The organism is Litorilituus lipolyticus (assembly GCF_006439335.1).
In the GTDB taxonomy this organism is placed as follows: Bacteria; Pseudomonadota; Gammaproteobacteria; order Enterobacterales; family Alteromonadaceae; genus Colwellia; species Colwellia lipolytica.
In genome coordinates, this window is the sequence record NZ_SAWY01000015.1 from 1 (window position 1) to 19,451 (window position 19,451).

Here is a 19,451-nt window from a genome sequence, read left to right on the forward strand (position 1 = left end):
TATCACACTAAACTCTATGTTAAGAGATGGTGTCTATTGGGATCCTAAAATGAGTTAATTATTAAAGTTTGACACCATAGTCACTTGTTAGTATACCACTTTAGTTATTTAAAACGCATTGATAAATCAACAGCTAGCACGTGCTTGGTGAGTGCGCCTGACGAGATAAAATCAACACCTGCTTTAGCGTACTCTCGCAGTATTTCAATGGTCATATTACCCGATACTTCTAATTTAGCTTTACCACGTGTTGCAGCAACGGCTTGTTCAATCATGCTTGGGGTAAAGTTATCTAGCATGATGATATCGGCACCTGCTGTTAATGCTTGAGATAGCTCCTCAAGAGATTCCACTTCCACTTCAACCGTTTTATCGCTGTGGTTTGCTTTAGCTGTTGCTATGGCTTTTTTAATACCACCACAGGCGGCAATATGATTTTCTTTAATTAAAAAGGCATCAAATAAGCCTATTCTATGATTTACCCCACCACCACATAATACGGCATATTTTTGTGCACTACGCAGGCCAGGCAAAGTTTTACGAGTGTCGAGTAATTTAGTATTACTACCTGCAAGCTCTTTAACATATTGACTGGTAATTGTGGCTGTGCCACATAAGGTTTGCAAAAAGTTTAAGGCGGCACGTTCACCAGTTAATAAAGTGCGGGCATAACCTTCAAGTTCAAATAAGGTTGTGTTGGCTTCAACCGCTTCGCCATCATTAACAAACCACGTAATTTTAGTGGCTTTATCACCTGTATGACCAAGAGACTGATCAAGTTGAGAAAACACTTCATTAACCCAAGCAACGCCACAAATAATACAATCTTCACGAGAAATAACCGTTGCTACCGCTTGTTCACTTTCAGGGATCAACATAGCGGTTACGTCTTGGTCGGCCTTAGCCGATTGCTCAGCATTTGCGCCTAAATCTTCTTTAAGTGCCCATGAAACTGTATGACTAATATCATCTTTTAACGCTTGTAGCTGAGTGGTGAGCATTTGCTATTGTTCCCGTAAAATTAATTGTTTACCCGTTTGGCGAAATTCTACTCTTTTTAAGGCGCTCATGCCTAATAGAATTTCATTGCTTTTCATGGCAGGGTTGATATGAGCGGCGACATTATAAAGGATAATATTGCCTAAGCTCAATTGCTCAACTTGAGTTTTATACACGGTAACGCTGCCATTTGCGGTTTGCACCCTAAAGCCTCCTTCTCCTTGAAGGCCTAATTGACTGGCAATATGTGCAGGTATTGAAAGCTCTGTGGCCCCAGTATCAAGTAGGAAGGTTACCGGCATTTCATTGATGGCGCCTCGGGCAACATAGTGACCCTGCCTATTTTGCTGGAGTACAACTTCTGCCTTTCCACTGTTAGTAAGGCGCATTTCAGGTGAAGTATTGGGATTAAATTGTTTATCCAATATGTCTTGAAAGAAAAACATCAGCAAGGCAATGGCCATTAACCAAGCAATCCAGACAAATACTTTTCCTATTTTGTTTGTTGAGTCATCTTCAGTCATACTAAACGAATAATTGATTAATTTAATTGTTATTGTATGACGTTAATACAGAACAACAAAGATGAACTTTGTAATAATTTACAGATAAAACAAGGCTGGCTTACTAACGCAGAGCAATGTATTTCACCTCATTTCACGCCACGCGATAAAGATGTGGTGATTGATTTATTAGTGATTCACAATATTTCTTTGCCTGCAGGTAAATTTGGCGGCCCATATATTACAGATTTATTTATGGGTAATATTGATGTTCAAGTTCACCCAAGTTTTTGCGATTTAGCTGGGGTTAGAGTTTCTGCTCATTGTTTAATTCGTCGAGATGGTAGTGTGATCCAATATGTCTCTTTTGACGACAAGGCATGGCATGCTGGTGTATCTTGTTTTAACAATAAAGAGAGGTGCAATGACTTTTCAATAGGAATAGAGCTTGAAGGTGCAGACAATATTGATTATTGTCAGGCACAATATCAGCAACTAGCAAATATAACCGCTAGCTTAATGAAGTCTTATCCTGCTATTTGTAAAGACAACATTGTAGGGCATTGTGATATTGCTCCAGGTCGAAAAACTGATCCAGGAGAAGCGTTTGACTGGGAGTATTTTCATCGCCAGTTAGCTCAATTACATACAGAACAAGAATAAATACATTGCAATATAAGCAATAGGAGTGGAATTCACCTTACTATGAGTTTATTAAGTTTACTAATCGCTTTAGCGGCAGAGCGCTCTTTGTCATCGCAATGGTGGTGCTTTCACCACTACTATCAAATATATCAAGGTTTTTTCAGTAGCCAAGACAGTTTAAAGGATAAGCAGTCGAGCACGGTTGGTCGAGTATTGTTTATTCTGATCCCTGTGCTGTTAATCGCTTTTATTTTAAATAGTATTGATAATGGTCTACTGCACTTAATTCTTTCAACGGTCATTTTAATTATCTGTTTTGGCTGTGTCGGCACACGAGAAAGTTATAAGCAATATTTGCAATCGGCTTTTCGAGGAGAAGAAACCACAACAGCACTGCACCATCAACAGCTATTGCAAGATAAAAACCTCCCTCAAATGGGCTTTGGCCAAGCGCTAATTTGGCTTAATTATCGCTATTATATTGCTATTATGTTGTTCTTTGTTTTGTTTGGTGCGCCAGGTGTTGTCTTCTATCGTTTGATTACTACCGTGATTGAGCAAGAGAATAACCATAAGCAATCTGAACAATGCAGTGAAGCAACTGAGCAAGCATCAGAAGAAACTGTATCGGAGGTTGTTGATGAAGAGCATGACATTAATAATCCGCCAAATGTTGAGACAGGGTGTCAAAATCATCATGATGTACTTTTTTGGTTGGATTGGTTACCCGTAAGAATTACTTCCTTTGGCTATATGTTTGTCGGGCACTTTACTAAAGCGATGCCTACTTGGCTTGATAGTTTATTAGACTTTCAAAAGCCGACTCATAAAGTGCTGATTGATGTAGCAGAAAAGTCTGAAGATATTTTAGTTAATGAACATGATTGCACTGCAGAGCCCTGTTTATTAGTTCGTTTAGCTAAACGTAACGTTTTACTGGTATTTGCTGTTATCTCAATATTTACACTAGCTGGCATATTGAATTAGTACAATAAAAAGTCTTAAACTAGCAAAAAAAACCATTGGTCTGACCAATGGTTTTTTTTGCTAATTCATGGCTAAATCAAACGTTAGTATGAAGTTTTCGCTCTATTTATTGCCTTGATCTATCTCACCCTATCAACTAAATTTCCTTGTCATCAATCGTCTTTTTTGCTATTTTATTGCTCTAAATTTCAATGGTAATACCAATTTACCAGGTTGAAATTGTATATATTTATATTGAAATAAACCGTTCGGTGTTCGTGTAGTTGGGCACTGGAACACTGATTAACACTGGTTGAGTAATACCATGACACCACGAATGACAGCTAAAAAATCTGCCGTACAAGCTCCGCTTAAGCAGAAGAAACTTGCTGATATTATTATGGCCCAATTAGAGGGCATGATAATTGAAGGCAGCTTGTTACCGGGTGAAAAACTGTTACCTGAGCGTGAACTAGCCGTTCAATTTGAAGTGTCTCGCCCTTCTTTGCGCGAAGCTATTCAAAAATTAGAAGCGAAAGGTTTAGTGGTGCGCAAACAAGGCGGCGGTACTTTTGTTAGTGAGAAAATACTTAGCGGCTTTGCTGACCCTTTATTTGAATTGATGGCCAATTCTAATGAGTCACAGTTTGATTTATTGGAGTTTCGCCATGGCATTGAAGGCATGGCGTCATATTATGCGGCTATGCGGGGCACAACAGCTGATTTTGAACACATACAAGCAAAGCATGATGAAATTGGTAATAGCCAGTTAGAAGATGATTTTCGTTTAGAAGCAAAAGCAGTTTTTGAATTTTATTTAGCTATTTGTGCGGCATCTCATAATGCCGTGATTTTGCACTTAGCTCGCAGCATGTCAGATTTGTTAATTGATAACATTGAACAAAATTTAACAATATTAGCCAAACGACCTGATATCTTCAGCAAAATCACTGATTACCGTAAACGCTTACTTGATGCCATTTTGAGTGGCCAACCACAAAAAGCGTGGGGTGCTAGTCATCGCCATTTAGCATTTATTGAAGAAGTGCTGTTAAAAATGACGCAAGAAAATAGCCGAATGGAACGCTCAATGAGACGTATGTAATACCCTGTAAAGAAGAAAGAATAAGAATTGGTGACAAGAGTCATTGAAGAAAAGCAAGAAATTGCGGCGATTAACGATAATTTACTACTTAATGTAGAAAAGCAAACTATCTTTAATCATCAATAAAATAGAATTTTTAGAATTTAAACATAATGAGCTTTTATTACGAATACCGAAGTTGAATTCAGTATTACGAACAAAGCATTGGAGACTAAATAATATGTCAGATCTGCCAAATATCGATATAGATTCACTAGAAACCCAAGAGTGGTTAGAATCAATGGAATCTGTATTAGAAAATGAAGGGCCAGAGCGCGCTCATTTTTTATTAGAGCAACTAATTGATCGTGCGCGTCGCGGTGGTACTCATTTACCTTTTGATGCAACAACAGCTTATGTAAATACCATTCCTCCGGGGCAAGAGCCACATATGCCTGCGGATCAAACCATTGAATCACGCATCCGTGCAGCGATTCGTTGGAATGCTTTGGTTTTGGTACTTCGTGCTTCAAAGAAAGATTTAGAGCTTGGTGGTCACATTGGTAGCTTTGCGTCTTCTTCGACTTTATACGATGTAGGTTTTAACCACTTCTTTAAAGCAGCAACACCAGAAAATGGTGGTGACTTTATTTTCTCACAAGGTCATATTTCTCCAGGTATTTATGCTCGTGCCTTTATGGAAGGTCGTTTAACTGAAGAGCAAATGAATAACTTCCGTCAAGAATGTGATGGTAAAGGTCTGTCTTCGTACCCACACCCTCACTTAATGCAAGACTTCTGGCAGTTCCCTACTGTTTCAATGGGTTTAGGTCCATTACAAGCAATTTACACTGCTCGCTTCCTTAAATACTTAACTGATCGCGGTATCAAAGATTGTTCAGGTCAACGAGTTTATGCTTTCTTAGGTGATGGTGAGTGTGACGAGCCAGAATCATTAGGTGCTATTGGTTTAGCTGCACGTGAAGGCTTAGATAACTTAACTTTCATTATTAACTGTAACTTGCAACGTCTTGATGGCCCTGTTCGTGGTAACGGTAAAATTATCCAAGAGCTTGAAGGTACATTCCGTGGCGCAGGCTGGGAAGTCACTAAAGTCATTTGGGGTTCATACTGGGATGCATTACTTGCTCGTGATACTTCAGGTAAGTTATTACAGTTAATGAATGAAACAGTTGACGGTGAATACCAAAACTGTAAAGCCAAAGGCGGTAAATACACGCGCGAAAACTTCTTCAATAAGTACCCTGAAACAGAAGCAATGGTTGCTAATATGTCTGATGCAGACATCTGGCGCTTAAACCGTGGTGGTCATGATCCAGTAAAAGTATACGCAGCTTACGATAAAGCGATGAAAACTAAGGGTCGTCCTACGGTAATTTTAGCGAAAACCGTTAAAGGATTTGGTTTAGGTGCATCAGGTGAAGCATTAAATATTGCTCATAACGTTAAGAAAATGGACGTTGATTCGATTAAGCACTACCGTGACCGTTTCAACATTCCGGTAAGCGATGAAGATATTGCAGACTTACCTTTCTTCAAATTCCCTGAAGACAGTGAAGAATACAAGTACATGAAAGCGCGCCGTGAAGCACTTGGTGGTTCATTACCAGCGCGTCGTGAACAAGCAGAAGAATCTCTTGAGATCCCACCATTGAAAACTTTTGATGCGATTTTAAAAGGCTCAGGTGAACGTGAAGTTTCTTCAACAATGACTTTTGTTCGTGTATTAAACAGCTTATTAAAAGATAAGAAAATTGGTAAGCGTATTGTGCCAATCATTCCTGATGAAGCACGTACTTTTGGTATGGAAGGTTTATTCCGTCAAGTAGGTATTTACGCGAATGAAGGGCAAAAATACGTTCCTCAAGATGCTGACCAAGTAGCTTACTACCGTGAAGATAAAAAAGGTCAAGTATTACAAGAGGGTATTAACGAATTAGGTGCAATGGCGTCTTGGGTGGCTTCAGGTACTTCTTATTCAACCTGTGATGCGACCACTATTCCATTCTATATTTACTACTCAATGTTTGGTTTCCAACGTGTTGGTGACTTGGCATGGGCAGCTGGCGATAGCCAAGCACGTGGTTTCCTACTTGGTGCTACGGCAGGCCGTACCACACTTAATGGTGAAGGTTTACAGCACCAAGATGGTCATTCACATGTACAAGCAGGTTTAATTCCTAACTGTGTTACATACGATCCAACTTACGGGTATGAAATTGCGGTAATTATTCGTGAAGGTTTACGACGCATGTATGAAGAGAATGAGAATATCTTCTTCTACTTAACGTTAATGAACGAAAACTACCAGCACCCAGCACTACCTGAGAAAAAAGATATCACTGATGAAATCATCAAAGGTATTTACCAGCTTGAACAAGTTGCGCCGAAGAAAGCCGTAGCGAATGTTCAGTTAATGGGTTCAGGTACAATTTTAGAGAAAGTACGTCAAGCGGCACAAATCTTGGCAAATGATTACAACATCTCTAGTGATGTGTACTCGGTAACTTCATTTAATGAGCTAGCACGTGACGGACAAGATGTTACTCGTTGGAACATGCTTCACCCTGAAAGTGAGCAACGTGTACCTTACATTTCTACAGTAATTACTAAAGAAGCGGGTCCGGCAATTTCAGCGACTGACTATGTTAAGAGTTATTCAGATCAAGTACGTGCTTTCATTGACACTGAATACCGCTGTTTAGGTACTGATGGTTTTGGTCGTAGTGATAGTCGTGACAATTTACGTCAACACTTTGAAGTTGATCAAAATTACATTGTGGTAGCGGCATTATTTGAATTAGCTAACCGTGGTGATGTTGAACGTAGTGTAGTAAGCGATGCAATTAAACGCTTTAACATTAACACTGAAAAGCTAAACCCACTTTACGCTTAATACGTGACTAGATAAGGAAAAGAGAAATGTCTGATATTGAAAAAATTCTAGTCCCTGATGTTGGTGGCGAAGAAGTTGAAGTGATTGAAATATGTGTTGCCGTAGGTGATGCACTTGAAGCCGATGAAGGTATTGTTACTGTTGAAACTGACAAAGCATCAATGGATATTCCAGCGCCATTTGCTGGTACTTTGGCAAGCTTAACCGTTGCTGTAGGTGACAAGATCAAAGAAGGCGATGTTATTGGTGAGTTAAGCCTTAGTGCAAGTGAAGCTGCTCCTGAGCAGGCAGCACCAACGGCTCCGGCAGTTGAAGAAGTGCCTGCGGCGCCTGTTGAAGCTCCAGCTGAAGCAGCACCAGCTGTTACAGCAAGTTCAGCTGTAATTGAAGTAGCTGTCCCTGACATTGGTGAAGATGGTGAAGTTGATGTTATTGATGTACTAGTCAATGTTGGCGATGTCATTGAAGCTGAAGATGGCTTAATCACTTTAGAAACAGATAAAGCTACTATGGATGTACCATCTACTGATGCTGGTACAGTAAAAGAAGTCTTCATCAAGGTTGGTGATAAAGTTAAGCAAGGCAGCGTTGTTATTAAATTAGAAACAACCAGTGGCGCGCCAGTTGAAGTAGCAACGCCAGTAGCTGCACCAGCTCCGGTTGCTGCACCTGCACCTGCTGCTAAGCCAGCCGCAACCACTGCCCCAAGCAGTTCACCAGTACCACATCACCCGCAAGCTGGAGCATCTAGCAAAGGTGCAATATATACATCACCGTCGATTCGTCGTATAGCACGAGAGTTTGGAGTTGATTTAACGTTAGTTAAAGGTACGGGTAATAAAGGTCGTATTTTAAAAGAAGATGTTCAATCTTACGTTAAGTATGAGTTGTCTCGTCCTAAAGCTAATGCGGGCAGCTCTGTAGCTGCTGGTGAAGGTGGTTTACAAGTGGTAAGCGCTAAAGCGGTAGATTTTGCCAAGTTTGGTGAAATTGAAACTAAAGCCTTATCTCGTATTCAAAAAATCTCAGGCCCATTCTTGCATCGTAATTGGGTAACTATCCCACACGTTACGCAATTTGATGAAGCAGATATCACAAATGTTGAAGCGTTTCGTAAAGAACAAAATGTGGTTTGTGAAAAGCAAAAGCTTGGCTTTAAGATCACTCCTTTAGTGTTCATCATGAAAGCAGCGGCAGATGCATTACGCGCATTCCCAACGTTTAATTCTAGTTTAAGTGAAGACGGTGAAAGCCTAATTCTGAAGAAATACATTCACATTGGTGTTGCGGTTGATACACCAAATGGTTTAGTTGTTCCTGTAGTACGTGATGTTGATAAAAAAGGTATTCACGAGTTATCTCGAGAGCTACTTGAAATTAGCGTAAAAGCACGTGAAGGCAAGCTAAAAGCCGCCGATATGCAAGGTGGCTGTTTCACTATTTCTAGCTTAGGTGGTATTGGCGGTACTGCATTTACACCAATCGTAAATGCGCCAGAAGTGGCTATCTTAGGTGTTTCAAAATCAGAAATGAAACCTAAGTGGAATGGTAAAGAATTTGAACCTAAACTTATGTTGCCATTATCAATGTCTTATGATCATAGAGTGATTGATGGTGCATTAGCTGCACGCTTTACTGTGCATTTAGCAAGTGTCATGTCAGACATTCGCAAGTTAATTCTTTAGCACTGAAAAAGTAAACTAAATCAACAATTGTGCGACTTTAGTCGGCAGTGGTGAATAAAGGTTGGCGATTTACCTTGGCAAAGAGTAAAATCGCCGACAATATTTTATTAATACTTTGTTCGTAAAGTAATAAACAACAAGAACGTGGTAATGCTCATATAAGCTTTTACCATAAAAAATTAAATTTGAGGTTAGCATGAGTAACGAAATTAAAACTCAGGTAGTAGTTTTAGGTGCAGGTCCTGGTGGTTATTCAGCAGCATTCCGTGCAGCTGATTTAGGCTTAGATGTAGTATTAGTTGAAAGCCGTGAAACACTAGGTGGCGTATGTTTAAACGTGGGTTGTATCCCATCAAAAGCATTATTACACGTGGCTAAAGTGATTGATGATGCGGCTGCAATGGCATCTCACGGTGTTACTTTTGGTAAGCCAGAAATTGATTTAGACAAGATCCGTAGCTGGAAAGAAGACGTTATTGGTCAGTTAACAGGTGGTTTAGGCGGTATGTCTAAGCAACGTAAAGTTAAAACAGTAACAGGTTACGGTAAATTCACTTCAGATAAAACCATTGAAGTTGAAGGCGCCGACGGTAACACAACAATCACTTTTGATAATGCTATTATCGCCTGTGGTTCTTCTGTTATTGATTTACCATTTATTCCAAATGATGATCCACGTGTTATTGACTCAACGGGCGCACTAGAACTTCAAGACGTGCCAGAAGAGATGCTTGTTTTAGGTGGTGGTATCATTGGGTTAGAAATGGGTACAGTTTACTCAGCACTTGGTTCTAATGTATCTGTAGTTGAATTTGCTGACCAATTAGTACCAGCTGCTGATAAAGATATTGTTCGAGTTTACAACAACTACAACAAGAAGAAGTTCAACATTATGTTGTCTACTAAAGTTGTTGCTGTTGAAGCAAAAGACGATGGTTTATACGTAACGTTTGAAGGTAAGAAAGCACCAGCAGAACAAGTACGTTACGATAAAATTTTAGTAGCTGTTGGTCGTAAGCCAAATGGTCACTTAGTCGCTGCTGACAAAGCAGGTGTTAATGTTGATGAGCGTGGTTTCATTAACGTTTCTAAAGAATTACGTACAAACGTACCTCACATTTTCGCTATTGGTGATGTTGTTGGTCAACCAATGCTTGCTCATAAAGCTGTACACGAAGCTCACGTTGCTGCTGAAGTTATTTCAGGTAAGAAACATGAGTTCGACCCACGTTGCATTCCATCAATTGCTTATACTGATCCTGAAATGGCTTGGGTTGGTGTTACTGAGCGTGAAGCGAAAGAAGAAGGTTTAAACATTGAAGTCGCTAACTTCCCATGGGCTGCATCAGGTCGTGCCATTGCTTCTGCACGTACTGAAGGTAAAACTAAGTTAATCTTTGAAAAAGAAACTGGCCGTGTATTAGGTGGTGCTATTGTTGGTATCAATGCTGGTGAAATGCTTGGTGAAATTTGTTTAGCTGTTGAAATGGGCGCAGATGCTGAAGATGTTGGGTTAACTATTCATGCTCACCCAACACTAAATGAATCAATTGGCTTAGCGGCAGAAATTTTTGAAGGTTCAATTACTGATTTACCTAACCCAAAAGCGGTTAAGAAAAAGAAGTAATACTCGATTAAAATAACGATTTAATATAAAAACCAGTAACTTAATTTTAAGTTGCTGGTTTTTTTTGCTTTGTCCATTTAGAATAATCCCAAAATTAAAATATCTAAGTACCTACAATCCCAACTAGAAAAAGGATTTCTATGTCTATATCAAACTCTTTCATCACAATATCGTTACTTGGATTTGCTGTAATATTGTTTAGTAACAGCTCTCATGCATGCATTAAAGACAAAGTAGCTCAAGAAAAGTTAGCTCAGTTGAAAAAAGAACCAGATGAATTGTCGCAACTACTTGCAACAAGGATAATACCTGAACCTATTAAGCGAGTGCATCCTAAATACCCTATGAGTGCTGCGCGTCAGGGCCGAGAAGGATGGGCGGTAGTGAGTTTTGTAATTGATGAAGAAGGAGGGGTGAATGACATCATTGTTAAAGAAACTTCAGGCAGTAAAGATTTTGCAAGGGCCACAAAAAAAGCGGTGAAACGATGGAAATATAAGCCGGCTATTGAAAACGGCAAGCCCATTCAGCAGTGTGTAAATATGGTACAGCTAGATTTCAGGATGGGTGGCGAAGGCACTTTGGGTGTGACTAGGCGCTTTAAAGGAAAATATAACAAAGCCAAAGAAGCACTCGAGACTAAAGATTTTGAAGAATTCAATAAACAAATAGCATCAATTAAGAAAAATGTTTCAATGCACCTCTCTGAATATAATTATTTACACTTGCTCATTGCCGAATATCAAAAAGTTCAGGGCAATAAAAAGCAACAACTAAATCATTTAAGAAAAGTAGCGAAAGCTTCGACACGTTTAGCAAGTAAAGAACAACAACTATCAACCCTTTACCAAGTTTTTGTTTTAGAAGTTGAACTAAGTAAATATCGCGCTGCCTTTGAAACTTATAATCAGCTGGAAAAAATGGATGAAGCTAAGCCACACATGAAGCACTTAGATGAAGTGCTCGCAAAAGTAAAAAATGTTATCTCTGGTGATAAGAACATAATTAGACAAGGTAGCATCAAAAAAGATTTTTGGTCGGCATCGCTGGTTAGACATGAATTTTCACTTGTTGATATAAAGGGAAATATTGATTCTTTAGATGTACGTTGCGCTAATAAACGCCATATATATGATGTAAAAGAAAACAGTACTTGGGTTTTACCTACATCTTGGAAAAGCTGTGACGTTTATGTTCATGGTGACGATGATGCAAGCTTTAGCCTCGTTGAGCATCCTGTGACATCGAGTTAAAAAGGGTTTAAAAAAGCTGTTAGATTGAGGTTATACTCAACAGCGTATACATCAAATTAGCATTCTATTGATGGGGTGCTGATATCTCTTTTGCATTTCAAATTCAGTTTTACTTACTGCAATCCACCCTATATTTTTGTTAATTTATCGATTTCGTATACTTTATACCTGTAAAAGCTTGTTGTATGATTTGAACCATGGCAAGGTGGTTTAACTTAGAGGTTGGAGAATAATAATGAAGAAAAGAATTCTTAGCGGTTTATTCGCTGTTGGTCTTATTGCTGGGTGTCAAACAACGACAGAAACGATAAATCCGGTAGATTACAGTAAAGCAAAACTTGCCTATGGTAATGTTGTGAAAGATGGTGAGGTGTTTGTTCCTGCTTGGGTGCGTAATGAAAAGCAAATAAATGAAGTATTGGCTAATGAACATTACTGTGCGGATAACTTAATTTTACGTCATCAGGCGATGACGGAACAAAATATTATTGACTCTTGTAAGTTGTTACTTGAAACAGAAGCACGTTTTCACAAGTTATTTAACCGCAAAGGTAAGCCAGTATTACATGATAATAACGATGTATTACGAGCTAATATCTATGCTAGTCGCGATGATTATGTTAAATACGTGACTGATCATTTTGATGTGCCATCAAATAATGGTGGTATGTACTTAGAAGGTTTACCACATTTAGAAAACAATAGTGCTGAATACGTTGCCTACTTGAAAAAAGGTAGTGTGTGGAACTTGAATCATGAGTTTGTCCACTATTTAGATGGTCGCTTTAATACTTATGGTGATTACTGCTCTCCGCCACACGACAACCACGCAGGGCCTGAATATTGTCCGAAACCAGCACCAGAATTACCTTATTTAATTTGGTGGGGTGAGGGATTAGGTGAGTATGTTGCTCATATGAATGATAACCCTGGCGCTTTAAAACTTGCTGGTGAGAAAACGTATCAACTAAGTGAGTTATTTGATAACAGTGGTGCGACTTGGAGTACGCCAAGAGTATATCGTTGGGGCTATTTAGCGGTGCGTTATATGATGGAAGAGCAACGTGATAAAGTGGAAGAAATGTTATTCCATGTTCGTCGAGGTGATTATGTTCGCTACCAAAAAATCGTTAAAGATTGGGGCACAACTATGGACGCAGACTTCCATAAGTGGCTAGATACTGTAGCGCAATAGCTTTGAACTCAAAATAACAAAAAGCCATTACTAGCGTGTTAGTAATGGCTTTTTATTAATAACTGAACGATTCAGGAATTATTCTTGCAGATTGAGTAATTTCAATTCGGTAATTTTTTCTTCAACTAACCGTATTGTTGATTTTGTCGTGGTTGCTGCCGCATCAAAGGCTTTTTGCTCTTCACCGGCTTTGATGAAAGTGAAAATATCGACATGCTGTTGATACTCTTTTTCACTAACCGCATCGGCTCTGTTGGTAAAATGTAAGTTAACTTTTAATGCTGTTTCAATAAAAGTTTGTAACTGTATAAAGAATGGGTTGTTACTCGCAAGTAATATACTTTTATGAAAATCAATATCTGCTTGATGAGTGTCATCATAACCAGATTGTTCAAACTTCATTTTTGATAAAGTATGCTCAATTCTCATTAATTCGTCGTCAGAAGCAAACTTTGCTGCTAAAGCTGCCGCAGCAGGTTCTATTGCTAAACGCACCTCTAAAAAGTGCTTAAGCATGTATAAATCTGGTTTACCGAGTAGAATCCAACGCAATACGTCAGTATCAAATAGATTCCAGTTTTTTATATCTTTTAGCTTAATACCTTGGCGTGGCCTTGAACTTATTAAGCCCTTTGCCGTTAACATTTTAATTGCTTCACGAGTTGCGGTTCTGCTAACGTCATATTCAGTAGAAATATCAGCCTCAGAAGGAAGTTTTTTAAATTCGTTATACTTCCCTTGAAGAATTGCTTTGCCAAGCTCATGGGTAAGCTGCTGAGTTAAATTTCGATGTGATATTTCCATAAAAAATAATCTCTAGTTTATAGCTAAATTGCTACGTTGAAGTTTAAAATTTAATCATTGCTAAGAGATTTATTTTACTGAAATTGATTTAAGTATTATAGGTTACTCTTAATAATTCTCATGAAAAACTTGAACAAAGTGAGGTCAATTTTGTATTATAAATACTATTGTATAATGTATGGTGTTTTTCATGAAGGTTAGTTTAATATGTTTTACCCTTGGCGTCACTCTTTTTACCGCTACTATGTCTGCTGAGCCAGTAAGGGAACCGTGGCAAGACCATACGGTATTTGCCATTAATAAGTTGGCTCCACATGCAAGCTTATTTCCTTTTAAAAACACGAATGAAGCATTGCTTGATAATAAAGAGAATAGTAGTAATTTTATGCTACTCAATGGCTTGTGGCAGTTTGATTGGCAACGTTCTCCAAAGAATAAGCCGAAAGGCTTTGAATTAAATAACTTTGATGACTCAAATTGGTCGCAAATTCCGGTTCCGGGTAATTGGGAAGTTGAAGGTTTTGGCTATCCAATTTATTTGGATGAACGCTTTCCCTTTACTACAACTTGGCCAGATGCACCGACTGACTATAACCCGATAGGTTCTTATCGTAAGCCGTTTACTTTACCTAAGCATTGGCAAGATAAGCAGGTGATACTGCATGTTGGTGCGGCAAAATCATCATTAGACGTTTGGTTAAATGGTGAAAAAGTTGGTTTTAGTCAAGACTCTAAAACGCCTGCTGAGTTTGATTTAACCCCCTATTTGCAAGAGTCAGAAAACTTACTGGCCTTTCAAATTCGTCGTTGGACTGATGCAAGTTATTTAGAAAGCCAAGACATGTTGAGAATTTCAGGCATAGAGCGTGATGTTTATTTATATGCCAGAGAGAAGCAACATATAGAAGATTTTCATGCTAAACCTAAATTAAGCAAAGGTTATGAGCAAGCAAACTTTGAACTCGAAGTTGTAATCAATAATACTGCAAAAGAGCAAGCAAAAGCCGTTAAAGTTGCTTACCAATTACTTGATCCTGAAAATCACATGGCCGTGGTTATTCAGGATGAAAAATCACTTAAGGTAAAGAAAGAAGAGCAAGGTGTGGTGCAGTTATCGGGTTCATTTGAAAAACCACGACTATGGAGTGCAGAAACACCTCATCTTTATACTTTATTAATTGAGTTAAAAGATGAAGAAAATCGAGTATTAGAAGTTGTTAAAGATGATATCGGTTTTAGACATATTGAAATTGTAAATAGCCAGCTTACCGTAAATGGTAAGGCTATTTATATTCGCGGAGTTGATCGCCATGAAACCTCACCAACTCGAGGGCATGTAGTCAGCAAAGCGCTAATGGAAAAAGATATTAAATTGATGAAACAATTTAATATTAATGCTGTGCGATCTAGTCACTATCCAAACGACCCTTATTGGTACGATTTAACAGATAAGTACGGTTTATATGTCATTGATGAAGCAAATATTGAATCGCATCCACTCGCCATTGATGAAAAGACTCAAATCGGTAATGAAGAAAGCTGGATACCTGCACATATCGACAGAACAAGAAATATGTTTGAACGCGATAAAAACCATCCATCCATTATCATTTGGTCATTAGGTAATGAAGCGGGCGAAGGTAAAGTGTTTGAAGCAACTTACCAATGGTTGAAAGATCATGATGACACGCGACCAGTACAATATGAGCCTGCAGGTGAAGAGCATTATACCGATATCTTCGCTCCTATGTATCCGTCGATAGAACGTTTAGAAAAGTATGCTAAATCGAATCCACATCGTCCAGGCATCATGATTGAATATGCTCATGCTATGGGGAATTCAGTGGGCAACTTACAAGATTATTGGGACGTTATTGAAAAGTATGATGTGCTTCAAGGCGGCTTTATTTGGGACTGGGTTGATCAATCTTTAGAATACACAAACGATCAAGGGGTAAAGTACTGGGCATATGGAAAAGATTTTCATCCTGATTTACCAAGTGATGGCAACTTCTTAAATAATGGTTTAGTTGACCCAAACCGAGTGCCTCACCCGCATTTATATGAAGTTAAAAAAGTTTATCAACCTGCAAAATTCACCGTGAAAAATATAGCAAAAGCTGAATTTTCTATTTTAAATAAGTTTGCTTTTGTCAACCTTGAGCAATATGACTTACATTGGAAGTTAGAAGCAGATGGCAGTGTTGTTGCGACAGGTCATCAAACAATGCCGAGCATTGAAGCTGGCCAGTCAAAAGTAGTTCAATTACCAGCGGTGTTGAACCACCTACCTAAACAAAGTGAAAAAGAATATTTTATTACCTTGTCATTAAGAGTGAATAAACCTCAACCTTTATTAGAACAAGGTCATGAAGTGGCTTTTGAACAATTTAATATGCCTGTGAGTAAAACTGCATCAGTTGTTAAGTTATTAGATAAAACAGATGCTTTGACAAAAGCTGAGCAAGGCGATGTGCTTACCATTAAAAACAGTATGGTTGCGCTATCCTTTGATCAAAAATCAGGTTGGTTAACCCAGTTTGAATATCAAGGGCAGTCATTAGTTTCTGCTCAAGTGAAAGAACCGTTTAAGGTTAATTTATGGCGTGCGCCAACTGATAATGACTTAGGAAATGGTTTGCAAAAACGAGCCAAATTATGGCAGCAAGCAGCTGAAAGTTTAGTTTTGTCTAGTTTCTCGACCATGAAATTAGCAGATAAACAGGCAGGCGTTATGCGTGTAACTGCCCTATACACTAGTCCATTATTTAAAGGTAGCTATCAAGTTATTTATGATATTACACCAGCTGGAACTGTTGATGTAAGTAGTGCGTTAACACTTGATAATGGTCAAGAGTTGCCTGATATTCCTCGTGTTGGTATGCAGTTTGTTATGCCTGGCGAATATCAGTTTGTTCGTTGGTTTGGTCGAGGTCCTCAAGAAAACTACGCAGATAGAAAAACAGGTGCCACTATTGGCTTGTATGCGTTGCCAGTTAAAGAGCAGATACATCATTATTCAAGACCACAAGAAAATGCCAATAAAACCGATGTGAGATGGATTGCTCTTGAGAATCAACAAGGAGCAGGTCTACTCACTGTGGGTGAACAGCCACTGAATGCAAGTGCTTGGCCGTATCTTCAAAAAGATATTGATTTTGTTATAGGTGATGGCAGTGCTTCAGCTTCTGGTTTAGTTCCTGTAACAACTAAGCATGGTGCAGAATTAATAATGCGAGACTTAATTACAGTGAATATAGATCACAAACAAATGGGCGTAGGTGGTGATACTTCTTGGGGACGTTTGGTTCATCCACAATACCGAATTCCTGCAAAAAGTTATCAATATCGCTTTACCATGGTGCCTTTTACCAAGAATGATAACTTAGCCCAATTAGCACGTGAAGTGGAGAGTAGATAATGAGTGAACAAGTAGCAGTAACGCCAAGTTTCGCTGAAGGTGAAATACTTACTTTTTTAAGTCAGCATTACCATTTATCGGGGGCAATTAAAGCATTGCCTGGTTATTGTGATCAAAACATCTTACTCAATGCAAATAATGAGCAATATATCGTTAAAGTGGCAAATAGCGCTGAAAGTAAAACAGAGCTTATTATGCAAAATGCGGCCATGGTTCACCTTAGCGATAAACAGTTATCAGTGCCTCAGCCGATAGAAAATAATAAACGGCAGACAATCACGGAGATAACAGATGAGCAAGACAATATATTCTACTTAAGAGTGTTGTCGTTTTTACCGGGTAATTTTTATGCGGATGCAGCGCCTGCCACTCATAACGCAGAGTTATGGCAATCCTTAGGTCAATTTATGGCGCAAATTAACCAAGGCCTACATGACTTTAATCATGCAGGAGCTCATCGCTACTTAGAATGGGATTTAGCACAAGGTTATTCCGTTTGCATAGAAAAAAAATCCCATTTAACAAATGAACAGCAAGCATTAGTAGAATCATTTTTGAATGATTACCAAGCATGTACATTGCCGCTGTTAGCAAAATGTCCTAAAGCGGTAATTCATAATGATGCGAACGATTACAATTTGCTTATTGATGATACGGAACAACCTAACCATATAACGGGTTTAATTGATTTTGGCGATATGGTCTATAGCCATATTATTAATGATTTAGCTATTACGTGTGCATATGCCTTAATGGGGCAAGATAACCCTATTGATTCACTTAAAGGTATTGTAGCAAGTTATCATAAGCATTCGTCGTTATCTGACATAGAGTTAGAAGTATTATATTCACTGATTGCACTACGTTTATGTGTCAGTGTGTGTAACTCAGCACAAGCGATAAAAGCTAATCCTGATAATGAGTATTTATTAGTATCGGCAAAACCTGCTTGGCGTTTACTTTCACAGCTAAAGGATCACAATAGTTTTTCGGTTTATTGCCAACTACGTGAGGCTTGTGGTTTGGCCGTTGATCCGGGACAAAGTAAATCAGGTATCACGCAATACCGAAAAAAACATTTAGGCAAAACACTGAGCTTAAGTTATCAACAGCCATTAAAAATTGTTCGTGGACAAGGAGCTTACTTGTTTGATGAGCACGGTAAACGTTATTTAGATATGGTGAATAATGTTTGTCATGTTGGTCATTGTCACCCCAAAGTGGTAGCAGCAGGACAACAGCAAATGGCTAAATTGAATACAAATACACGCTATTTACATGACAATATCGTTAACTACGCTGATAAATTATTAGCGACCATGCCTGATGAATTGTCTGTCTGTATGTTAGTGAATTCGGGTAGTGAAGCTAATGAGCTTGCTTTTAGGTTAGCCAAAAACTATACCCAAGGTACTGAATTATTAGTTGTTGATGGTGCTTATCATGGCAATACTAATGCCTGTATTGAAGCTAGTCCGTATAAATTTGATGGCCCAGGTGGTGCTGGTGCAGCGCACTATGTGCATAAGGTTGAATTACCTGATCCATATAGAGGTGCTTATCAAGGCAATACTCCTGCATCGGCTATGTCGTATGCTGATAGTGTGGCAACAACGCTTTCTGCCATAGAAAAGGGTAATAAAAAGCCTAGTGCCTTTATTTGTGAATCATTACAAGGTGTTGCTGGTCAAATTATTATGCCTGATGGTTACCTTCAGCAAGTTTATAAGCAGGTACGTTCGGCAGGTGGTGTTTGTATTGCTGATGAAGTTCAAGTCGGTTTTGGTCGTGTTGGCACTCATATGTGGGCGTTTGAAACTCAGCAAGTGGTGCCTGATATTGTTACCTTAGGTAAGCCTATAGGTAATGGTCATCCTATGGCGGCAGTCATTACTACGCAGGCGATCGCTGATGCCTTTGTTAATGGTATGGAGTATTTCAATACCTTTGGTGGTAACCCTGTATCATGTGCTATAGGTAATGCTGTTTTAGAGGTGATTGAGCAAGAGAACTTGCAACAGCATGCTCTAGAAACAGGTGAATATTTTATGGCGCAGTTACGTGAAGTGCAGCAAGAATTTGACCTGATCGGTGACGTACGTGGTTTAGGGTTATTTATCGGTGTTGAGTTAGTTGAAGATCGAGTTACTAAAGAGCCTGCAACAGACAAAACTTCTGAGTTAGTTGAATTCTTTAAAAAGCACCAAATATTACTGAGCACCGAAGGCCGTTATTACAATATTCTTAAAATTAAACCGCCGCTTGCCTTTAGCAAAGAGAATGCTGACCAGTTTATTAAGGTGTTGCGCATGGGGTTGCAAGGTTTAAGGTAATATAATTACCCCCCCCCCT

At 38.8% G+C, this 19,451-nt stretch carries 13 protein-coding genes; 10 read left to right on the forward strand and 3 right to left on the reverse strand.

What is annotated here, in order from left to right; translation table 11 throughout:
• Positions 1 to 104 precede the first annotated feature (104 nt).
• Together nadC and EPA86_RS07155 are read right to left on the reverse strand one after the other, a co-directional pair.
• Positions 105 to 1,001 (reverse strand): carboxylating nicotinate-nucleotide diphosphorylase, encoded by an 897-nt coding sequence (gene nadC, locus EPA86_RS07150; protein WP_140602749.1) that lies wholly within the window; start codon positions 999 to 1,001, stop codon positions 105 to 107.
• A gap of 3 nt (positions 1,002 to 1,004) precedes the next feature.
• Positions 1,005 to 1,523: a retropepsin-like aspartic protease family protein gene (locus EPA86_RS07155; RefSeq protein ID WP_140602750.1), complete on the reverse strand. Its 519-nt coding sequence runs from the start codon at positions 1,521 to 1,523 to the stop codon at positions 1,005 to 1,007.
• A 36-nt stretch (positions 1,524 to 1,559) separates the two neighbouring features.
• Here EPA86_RS07155 and ampD point away from each other — a divergent pair, with 36 nt between their 5' ends.
• From ampD to EPA86_RS07195, 8 genes are all read left to right on the forward strand, one after another.
• Positions 1,560 to 2,165 (forward strand): 1,6-anhydro-N-acetylmuramyl-L-alanine amidase AmpD, encoded by a 606-nt coding sequence (gene ampD, locus EPA86_RS07160; protein WP_140602751.1) that lies wholly within the window; start codon positions 1,560 to 1,562, stop codon positions 2,163 to 2,165.
• A 42-nt stretch (positions 2,166 to 2,207) separates the two neighbouring features.
• A complete protein-coding gene (gene ampE, locus EPA86_RS07165; protein WP_140602752.1) occupies positions 2,208 to 3,134 on the forward strand; it encodes a beta-lactamase regulator AmpE in 927 nt (308 codons plus the stop codon).
• 304 nt (positions 3,135 to 3,438) lie between these two features.
• Positions 3,439 to 4,218: a pyruvate dehydrogenase complex transcriptional repressor PdhR gene (gene pdhR, locus EPA86_RS07170; RefSeq protein ID WP_246058301.1), complete on the forward strand. Its 780-nt coding sequence runs from the start codon at positions 3,439 to 3,441 to the stop codon at positions 4,216 to 4,218.
• 220 nt (positions 4,219 to 4,438) lie between these two features.
• Complete coding sequence (gene aceE, locus EPA86_RS07175; protein WP_140602753.1) at positions 4,439 to 7,114, forward strand: pyruvate dehydrogenase (acetyl-transferring), homodimeric type; 2,676 nt, start codon at positions 4,439 to 4,441, stop codon at positions 7,112 to 7,114.
• 26 nt (positions 7,115 to 7,140) lie between these two features.
• Positions 7,141 to 8,799, forward strand: a complete 1,659-nt coding sequence (gene aceF / locus EPA86_RS07180) for a dihydrolipoyllysine-residue acetyltransferase (RefSeq protein ID WP_140602754.1) — start codon at positions 7,141 to 7,143, stop codon at positions 8,797 to 8,799.
• A gap of 196 nt (positions 8,800 to 8,995) precedes the next feature.
• Entirely contained in the window at positions 8,996 to 10,426 is a 1,431-nt protein-coding gene (gene lpdA, locus EPA86_RS07185; RefSeq protein WP_140602755.1) for a dihydrolipoyl dehydrogenase, read from the forward strand.
• 140 nt (positions 10,427 to 10,566) lie between these two features.
• A complete protein-coding gene (locus EPA86_RS07190; protein ID WP_140602756.1) occupies positions 10,567 to 11,679 on the forward strand; it encodes an energy transducer TonB in 1,113 nt (370 codons plus the stop codon).
• A gap of 235 nt (positions 11,680 to 11,914) precedes the next feature.
• Positions 11,915 to 12,874 (forward strand): collagenase, encoded by a 960-nt coding sequence (locus tag EPA86_RS07195; RefSeq protein ID WP_140602757.1) that lies wholly within the window; start codon positions 11,915 to 11,917, stop codon positions 12,872 to 12,874.
• Between the two features lie 78 nt (positions 12,875 to 12,952).
• Here EPA86_RS07195 and EPA86_RS07200 read toward each other — a convergent pair whose 3' ends face one another.
• Complete coding sequence (locus EPA86_RS07200) at positions 12,953 to 13,678, reverse strand: FadR/GntR family transcriptional regulator (protein WP_140602758.1); 726 nt, start codon at positions 13,676 to 13,678, stop codon at positions 12,953 to 12,955.
• Positions 13,679 to 13,868: 190 nt separating this feature from the next.
• Between EPA86_RS07200 and lacZ the strand changes: the two genes are divergently transcribed.
• Both lacZ and EPA86_RS07210 read left to right on the forward strand, forming a co-directional pair.
• Positions 13,869 to 17,099, forward strand: a complete 3,231-nt coding sequence (lacZ, locus tag EPA86_RS07205; RefSeq protein ID WP_140602759.1) for a beta-galactosidase, LacZ type — start codon at positions 13,869 to 13,871, stop codon at positions 17,097 to 17,099.
• Positions 17,099 to 19,432, forward strand: a complete 2,334-nt coding sequence (locus EPA86_RS07210; RefSeq protein ID WP_140602760.1) for an aminotransferase class III-fold pyridoxal phosphate-dependent enzyme — start codon at positions 17,099 to 17,101, stop codon at positions 19,430 to 19,432. Before lacZ ends, EPA86_RS07210 begins: the two co-directional genes overlap by 1 nt.
• The last annotated feature ends 19 nt before the right edge of the window (positions 19,433 to 19,451 follow it).

Coding starts and splice junctions, on each gene's coding strand:
- lpdA (WP_140602755.1), top strand. CDS start 8,996: ATGAGTAACGAAATTAAAACTCAGGTAGTAGTTTTAGGTGCAGGTCCT.
- aceF (WP_140602754.1), top strand. CDS start 7,141: ATGTCTGATATTGAAAAAATTCTAGTCCCTGATGTTGGTGGCGAAGAA.
- EPA86_RS07155 (WP_140602750.1), bottom strand. CDS start 1,523: ATGACTGAAGATGACTCAACAAACAAAATAGGAAAAGTATTTGTCTGG.
- EPA86_RS07195 (WP_140602757.1), top strand. CDS start 11,915: ATGAAGAAAAGAATTCTTAGCGGTTTATTCGCTGTTGGTCTTATTGCT.
- lacZ (WP_140602759.1), top strand. CDS start 13,869: ATGAAGGTTAGTTTAATATGTTTTACCCTTGGCGTCACTCTTTTTACC.
- aceE (WP_140602753.1), top strand. CDS start 4,439: ATGTCAGATCTGCCAAATATCGATATAGATTCACTAGAAACCCAAGAG.
- nadC (WP_140602749.1), bottom strand. CDS start 1,001: ATGCTCACCACTCAGCTACAAGCGTTAAAAGATGATATTAGTCATACA.
- EPA86_RS07190 (WP_140602756.1), top strand. CDS start 10,567: ATGTCTATATCAAACTCTTTCATCACAATATCGTTACTTGGATTTGCT.
- EPA86_RS07200 (WP_140602758.1), bottom strand. CDS start 13,678: ATGGAAATATCACATCGAAATTTAACTCAGCAGCTTACCCATGAGCTT.
- ampD (WP_140602751.1), top strand. CDS start 1,560: ATGACGTTAATACAGAACAACAAAGATGAACTTTGTAATAATTTACAG.
- pdhR (WP_246058301.1), top strand. CDS start 3,439: ATGACACCACGAATGACAGCTAAAAAATCTGCCGTACAAGCTCCGCTT.
- ampE (WP_140602752.1), top strand. CDS start 2,208: ATGAGTTTATTAAGTTTACTAATCGCTTTAGCGGCAGAGCGCTCTTTG.
- EPA86_RS07210 (WP_140602760.1), top strand. CDS start 17,099: ATGAGTGAACAAGTAGCAGTAACGCCAAGTTTCGCTGAAGGTGAAATA.